This is a genomic window from Bradyrhizobium sp. (genome assembly GCF_016462955.1).
Lineage (GTDB): Bacteria > Pseudomonadota > Alphaproteobacteria > Rhizobiales > Xanthobacteraceae > Bradyrhizobium.
The window spans coordinates 1-7,240 of sequence record NZ_JAEMSD010000355.1 but is presented as its reverse complement, the minus strand read 5'-3'; the positions used below and the strand labels follow the sequence as shown (position 1 = coordinate 7,240).

General features: G+C 65.0%; 7 protein-coding genes. 1 reads left to right on the top strand and 6 read right to left on the bottom strand.

What is annotated here, in order from left to right; all coding sequences use genetic code 11:
- The 4 genes from JHD07_RS27940 to JHD07_RS27925 all read right to left on the bottom strand — a co-directional run.
- A partial coding sequence (locus tag JHD07_RS27940) for a GNAT family protein (protein ID WP_291627929.1) occupies positions 1-582 on the bottom strand: 582 nt, incomplete at its 3' end.
- A 39-nt stretch (positions 583-621) separates the two neighbouring features.
- A complete protein-coding gene (locus JHD07_RS27935; protein ID WP_291627927.1) occupies positions 622-1,911 on the bottom strand; it encodes a pitrilysin family protein in 1,290 nt (429 codons plus the stop codon).
- A complete protein-coding gene (gene thrC, locus JHD07_RS27930; RefSeq protein ID WP_291627925.1) occupies positions 1,908-3,326 on the bottom strand; it encodes a threonine synthase in 1,419 nt (472 codons plus the stop codon). Before thrC ends, JHD07_RS27935 begins: the two co-directional genes overlap by 4 nt.
- A 549-nt stretch (positions 3,327-3,875) precedes the next feature.
- Positions 3,876-4,520 (bottom strand): response regulator transcription factor, encoded by a 645-nt coding sequence (locus tag JHD07_RS27925; protein ID WP_291627923.1) that lies wholly within the window; start codon positions 4,518-4,520, stop codon positions 3,876-3,878.
- Positions 4,521-4,606: 86 nt separating this feature from the next.
- Here JHD07_RS27925 and JHD07_RS27920 point away from each other — a divergent pair, with 86 nt between their 5' ends.
- A complete protein-coding gene (locus JHD07_RS27920) occupies positions 4,607-5,947 on the top strand; it encodes an ATP-binding protein (RefSeq protein WP_291627921.1) in 1,341 nt (446 codons plus the stop codon).
- A 121-nt stretch (positions 5,948-6,068) separates the two neighbouring features.
- Here JHD07_RS27920 and JHD07_RS27915 read toward each other — a convergent pair whose 3' ends face one another.
- A complete protein-coding gene (locus JHD07_RS27915) occupies positions 6,069-6,437 on the bottom strand; it encodes a nuclear transport factor 2 family protein (RefSeq protein ID WP_291627919.1) in 369 nt (122 codons plus the stop codon).
- Between the two features lie 114 nt (positions 6,438-6,551).
- Positions 6,552-7,240: SURF1 family protein (locus tag JHD07_RS27910; protein WP_291627917.1), on the bottom strand; the 689-nt coding region annotated here is incomplete at its 5' end.

The following is a 7,240-nucleotide window of genomic DNA, read 5'->3' as shown; positions in this document are numbered from 1 at the left end:
GCGGAAATCCTCGTGCAAGAGGCCGAACAGCAAATGATCCTGCCAGACCCCGTTGATGCAGAGATAACGGCGCGCCAGGCCCTCGCGCGAGAAGCCGCACTTCTCCAGCACCCGGATCGACGGCGCATTGGTGGGGATGCAGGCGGCCTCGACCCGGTGCAGATTGAGCTCGCCGAACAGCGTCGGCAGCAGCACCCGCAGGGCCGCCGTCATGTAGCCGCGATGGGCATGAGGCTGGCCCACCCAATAGCCGATGGTCCCCGCCTGCACGATGCCGCGCCGGACATTGGCCAGCGTGATGCCGCCGACCAGGGCGCCGTCGAGTTCGCGGAAGATCAGAAAGGGATAGGAGCGGTCCGCCGCGATGTCCTCGGCATAGCGGCGGAGGCGGCGGCGGAAGCCGGAGCGCGTCAGATCGTCGGACGGCCAGATCGGCTCCCAGGGCGTGAGATAGTCGCGGCTGGTTTCCCGCAAATGAGCCCATTGCAGGAAGTCCGACATTTGCGGTGCGCGCAGCAACAACCCGTTGCCGCGCGGGGCGAGGGCGGCGGGTCCACTGGATGGCAGGCGAAACAGGGCCATGGTGATGCTTCCCGAGGCAGATCAGCCCGCGCGCGGCTCCTAATGCAGCCGCGCCTTGGCGCGCGCCCGGGTCAATCCTTCCGCAAAAGACACCGCCGTGTCCAGACCCCTGCCGCTACCCAGTGCGACAACGGCGGGGCGGCTCCGCAACAGCAGCGCACGGGCCGCGTCCCGTGTCGATTCGACGCTGACGGCATCGATCCGGGCCACCAGCTCCTGGACGGTTTGCGGGCGGCCATAGGCCAGCACATGCCTGGCGAGCTGCTCGGCGCGGGAGGAGCAGCTCTCCAGCGCCATCAACAGACCCGCCTTCATCTGCGCCTTGGCCCGGGCGATCTCGGCCTCGGTCAGCGTCTCCACCGACTCGTTCATGATGTCGACCACCACCTCCATCATCTCCGGAGCATCGGCCGGATCGGTGCCGGTGTAGAGGCCGAAGAAGCCGGTGTCGGTATAGGGCGCGTGGAACGAATAGATGGAGTAGCAGAGGCCGCGCTTCTCGCGCACCTCCTGGAACAGGCGCGACGACATTCCGCCGCCGAGGATGTTGGTGAAGACCTGGAGTGAGAACAGCGACGGATCGGCCTGCGGCACCCCTTCGAGCGCGAGCGTCAGATGAGCCTGTTCGAGCTCGCGATGCACCACCTTGACACCGCCCTGGCCGAACTGGGCCGATTGCGGCTTGGGTCCCGGCGTCGCCTCGAAGCTTGCAAAGCGCTTTTCGACCTCGGCGGCGACCTGGTCGTGATCGACCGCGCCGGCCGCCGCCACCACCATGTCGGGCCCGCGATAGTGCGTCGAGAGGTAGCCACGCAGCATGTCGCGGTTGAAGGCGCGCAGGGTCTTGGCAGTGCCGAGCAGCGAGCGGCCCATCGGCTGGTCGGGATAGCAGAGCTCGTTCAGATGCTCGAACACGACGTCATCCGGCGTGTCCTGCGCGGCCCCGATTTCCTGCACGATGACGTTCTTCTCGCGCTCCAGCTCGTCGGGCTCGAACGCGGGATTGGCGAGGATGTCGGCGAGCACGTCGAGCGCGAGCGGCACATCGGCTTTCAGCACCCGCGCGTAATAGGACGTCGTCTCTGTCGAGGTGCCGGCATTGAGATCGCCGCCGACCGCCTCGATCTCCTCGACGATCTCGCGCGAGGAGCGCGTCGTCGTGCCCTTGAACGCCATGTGCTCGAGCAGATGCGAGATGCCGTGCTCATTCGGCTTCTCGTCGCGCCCGCCGACGCCGGCCCAGACGCCGAGCGCGGCAGTTTCGAGATGGGGCATCCTGTCGGTGACGATGGTCAGGCCGGAGGCAAGCTTGGACATCTCGACGCTCATCCGGCAACTCCCTGCTTTGCGGCGCGGCTGACCGACAACACGAACCGCTCGAGCTCGCCCTGATCGTTCTTCATCACCTTGATGTGTTCGGATTTGGTCATCAGGCCGTCGAGCCAGGCCGGCAGTTGCGGCCGGTGGCCGCACGCCGCCTCGACCGCATCGGGGAATTTGGCCGGATGGGCGGTGGAGAGCACGATGCTCGGCACCCGCGTGTCGGTGGTGTCGCGGTCCGCGACGGCGAGGGCCACCGCCGTATGGGGATCGACCAGTTCGCCCGCTTCGCGCCAGGCGGCGCGGATCGCCGCTGCGGTCTCGGTCTCGTCGGCGCGCCCGGCGTCGAACCCATCGCGAATTGCGGCGAGCGTCACATCGGGCAGCACGAAACGTCCGGACTGCTTCAGCTGTTCCATCAGACGGCGCACGCCCGCCGCGTCGCGCCGGCCGGCCTCGAACAGCAGCCGCTCGAAATTCGACGAGATCTGGATGTCCATCGATGGCGACGCCGTCGCGTGCACCTCGCGCACCTCGTAGATCCCGGTTTTCAGCGTGCGCGCCAGGATGTCGTTGACGTTGGCGGCGATGCGCAGGGTGCGGACCGGCAGCCCCATGCGCTTGGCGACGTAGCCCGCGAAGATGTCACCGAAATTGCCCGTCGGCACCACGAAATCGACCGCACGCGCCGGCGCCCCGATGGCGACGGCGGACGTAAAATAATAGACCACTTGGGCGACGATGCGCGCCCAGTTGATGGAATTGACGCCGGATAGTGCGGTGGCATCGCGGAAGCGATGATTGTTGAACATCCCCTTCACGAGCGCCTGGCAATCGTCGAAATTGCCCTCGATGGCGAGCGCATGGACATTGGCCGCCCCCGTCGTCGTCATCATCCGCCGCTGCACCTCGGAGATGCGGCCATGCGGAAACAGCACGATGAGATCGACGTTCTCGAGGCCGGCGAAGGCGTCCACGGCGGCACCGCCGGTATCGCCGGAGGTTGCGACCACGATGGTGGTGCGCTGGCCGCGCTTGGCGAGCACGTGGTCCATCAGCCGCGAGATCAGCTGCATCGCGACGTCCTTGAAGGCGAGCGTCGGGCCGTGGAACAGCTCCAGCACGAACTGATGCGGCGCCATCTGGCGCAGCGGCACCACCGCGGGATGACGGAAGGTGGCATAGGCCTCGTTGGCCATGCGGCCGAGCTCGGCGTCCGAGATCTCGCCGCCGGCGAAGGGACGAATCACATCGACCGCGACCTCCCAATAGGGGCGACCGAAGAATCCGGCGATGGCCTCGGTGGAGAGCTGCGGCCAGACGGCCGGCACATAGAGGCCACCGTCGCGCGCGAGCCCGGTCAGCATCACGTCGCAGAAGCCGAGTTCCGGGGCCTCGCCCCGGGTCGAGATATAACGAGTCAAACTGCCCTCCAAAGGCGGGGCGAGGCGGCGCTCGATCCTTAAGCCTTTGATTTTAAGTAAGTACTTGCCAACAGCCAGAGGCTTTGGGCCACCATAAAGTGTTTTGCGGCATCGGGAAACCGCTCTTCCGCCTACCCCAGCCAAACGAAAAAGGGCTGCGGCATTTGCCGCAGCCCTTCTCTTGGAAGGCCTGTCGTTGTGTGCAGACCGATTTGCCTCGTCGGGGTCGCCGCCCCCCAAACTCGTCCGCAAGCTTCGATGCCCGTTGCGGAATCGTCAAGAGGTGAAACCGCGCACGCGGGAGAATGTTCCTATTTATCCCGACCCTGTCTGGCAGGGGAACAACTATTCCTTCGGTTGATCTGGAGCAAAATACCACTTCTTCCCGGGATACTTTTCCAGATCAGGAACGAATGCAGCCTGCGTCCATTGTGTGCGCGGATGGTGTCAGCCGTTGTCCATGCATTGCCCGGCAACGGGCGGCGTCGATCCGCCGACCGAACCGCTGCGTCCTGAAGCAGCCGGTTCGGTCGCCAGCGCCATGTCAGTTCAGTTCATGCCGATTTCCACTGCGATCCGGATCAGGTCGGAGTGGTTCTTGGCGCCCAGCTTCTGCTTGAGCAGGGAGGTCGTGTTGGCGACCGTCTTGTAGGAGATGCCGAGCGCCTCGGCGACCTCGACGATCTTGTTGCCGCGACCGAGCAGGCGGAGAATTTCAAGCTCCCGCGGTGTCATCTGGGAAGCCGGATTGGCCTTGATCGCAGCTCCTGAAAACGTCACGGCCTCCGCGAGCTGCGGCGAGATGAAATTGTCGCCCGCGACCACCTTGCGCACCGCTTTCAAGAGGACCCTGGGATCGTCCCCCTTGGAGACATAGCCCTGTGCACCAAGCTCGACTGCCCGCACCACGAAGGCCGGATCATCGTTCATGCTGAACATGATGATCTTGGCGCCGGGATCATCCTTGCGGATGCGCCGCATCAGCTCGAAGCCGGAGACGTCGGGCAGGCTGATGTCGATCACCGTCACGTCGGGCCGCTTGCTGACATAGGCGCGATGCCCGGATTTGGCGTCCGTCGCTTCCTCGATGCGGATCGAATGGTCGGACGCGAACAGGGTGCGGCAACCCGACAGCACAACGGGATGGTCGTCGACGATCAGGACCCTGGTTGCCAGCTTGGTGGTATCTTGCATCGCGCACTCTCTTGTTCTTCGACTCATAGACCGGCGGGAACAAATGGAAAGAGAAAATCCGGCCGATGCGCGTTAGAATTGGCCTAATGTGGCAACGACTTTCGTTCCGAACGCAATTGTTTCTGCCGCTTGGGGCCAGTTTTCTCGCTGCGCTGATCCTCGGGGGCGTGCTGCTCCAGATTTTCGCGACGGGCCAATTGGCGGAGGAGAGCGAGCCGCGGCGGCGTTCGACCGAGGCCATCGCTGCCGCACTCAACAACACCCTGCGCGCATCGGACAATCCACGGCGGACACTGGACGCCTTCGTCCATTCCCTGGACACCTCCTCCGATATCCAATTCCGCACCATGGAAGTAGATCCCACGGCGCCGCCGAGGGGCGGCCTGCACAAGCCGCATGGCGTGCCGCAATGGTTCGTCGACCTCCTCGCCATACCCGACATGGAGACAGCATCCCCGGTCATGATCGACGGCAAACGCGTCGGCGACATCGTATCCGCGCCGGACATGTCGGCCGACCTGTTCGAGAAATGGATCGGCTTTCTTGCGCTCACCGGCCTGGTCGTCGTGATGATGGTTCTTACCGGCACGATTGCCCATGTCTTGACAGGATCCGCCCTGCGTCCCCTGCGAGATCTCGGCGAAGGTCTCACGCGAATACGACGGGGCGACTACACCCGCCCGATTCCCGTGGGCGGTCCGGCGGAGATTCGGCAAAGCTGCGAAGAGGCGAACGCGCTGGCTGCAACGCTGGCGCAATTGAACCAGGACAATCGCGAGCTGATGCACCGCCTGGTGTCGGTCCAGGACGACGAGCGGCGCGATCTCGCCCGTGAACTGCACGACGAACTCGGGACGCTTCTGTTCAGCATCCGCGCCGGCACGGTCGCGCTGGCCGAGGCCTCCCAGCCAGCGGGACATCTCGGCAATTCGGCGCAGGACCTGCTGCGTTCGGTCGAGGCGCTCCAGCAGACCAACCGCCGTATCCTCGACCGGCTGCGGCCGCTCTATATCGGGGAACTGGGCCTTTCGAGCAGCGTAGAGACGCTGCTCCGGAATTTTCGCAAGCAAGCGCCACACATCGTCCTGACGGACACGCTAGATCCCGCTCTCGACGGGATGGACGGGCCGCTGGCCCAGACCGTGTATCGCGTGATCCAAGAAGCACTGACCAACGTGTTGCGTCATGCCGACGCCGGCAACGCTCACGTACAGGCGACCGTCGCGAGCGAGATGCTCGTGATCGAGATTTCCGACGATGGCGGCGGTTTTCCTGCGGACAACGTCTTCGGCCGCGGCCTGACCGGCATGCAAGAGCGCGTGCGTGCGCTGAGCGGATCTCTGTCGCTGTTGCGCGTGGAAGACCGGACTTACGTGCGCTGCCGCCTTCCGGTCGAACCGGCACGCGAAGCACCGGTCAGCGGCTGAAGCGCGATGAGGTGAGACCTGACTGCGGTAATCGCGGTGGTGCGCTGCTTCTCCCCGCTTGCGGCTTGCGAGAGAGCTGAAAGAGCCGGACCAATCGATTCAACCTGAAGCCATTTTCGCTTCAGCACGCGCAGCAGCCATCATGCGCGTTCTGCGGCGCCGGTTCGCACAGCGTGCTGCGGATCTTGCCATCCGGGCTGAAGCGAAACGAGGCCTGAATGCGCAGCGCGCCGGCGACGGAATATTCGAGATCGACGCCGTGGGGCGCAGGATGGATCTCCTCCAGCCCGAAACCTGCCGACGAGAAGGCGCTAAGCCGCGGCTGCCAATAGGCCTTGATCTCGTTGCGGCCGCGGTAGCGCCGCGTGCCGTGACAGGTACATTCGAGCTGCGCATCGTCCGCATAGAGGTCGAGCAGCGTCGCGAGGTCGCCCTTCCGGCATGCGTCCACCCAATCGACGATAATTCCCATCTGATCGAAATCGCTCACGCTGCAATCCTGTCTGCCGCGGAAAATACCGGCGGCTTAGGACCACACTCGTGAATATGGGCTGAATAATAAACCCCGGGCGATACCGGGTTCCCTCGATGTCCGCGCATGAGCTCAGCTCTGCCGCCGGCCCCTTGCCCACACGGCGAAGGCGATCAGCACGGCGCCTGCAAGCGTGAACCAGGTCACGGCATATTGCAGGTGATCGTCCTTCAGGTTCACCTCGAGCCGGCCGGGACGCGGAATGCCGTTCGCGGGCGCGGGCCCTTCGAGATCGATATAGAACGGCGCAACTGAGCCCCAGCCGAGCGCGCTTGCGATTCCCAGATGATCGCGCACGAACCAGAGCCGCTTGTCGCGATTCTCCGCCGGCGTCAGCCAGCCTGGCGCCTGCGGAAAGCGCAGATAGCCGGTGAGCTCGACAGGTTGGCCGGTGACGAGCTTCTTCACCGCCCGGTCCTCGACCCCGCGATCCTGCATCGTGTTCTCGACGAAGCCCGCATCGATCACGACCATTTCGCCGCCGGGGAGCCGTGCCGGCAGGAACGCCCAAGTACCCGGGCCGGAGGCGTCCTTGCGCACGGCGGAGCCGGAGGAATACACCATCGCATCGGGCAGGGCTGCGTAGGTAGCGGTGAAGCTGACGCGGCGAAATTCGTCGCGGGCAGGATTCAACGCAGGCCACTGCGCGGCCGCCGGCAAAGCGACCGGCGCCGCCGCAAGCCGCTCGGTGAGTGCCGCGATCAACTCGTGCTTGGCTGTCCGGCGCTGCAACTGCCAGACACCGAGCCCGACCAGCACAG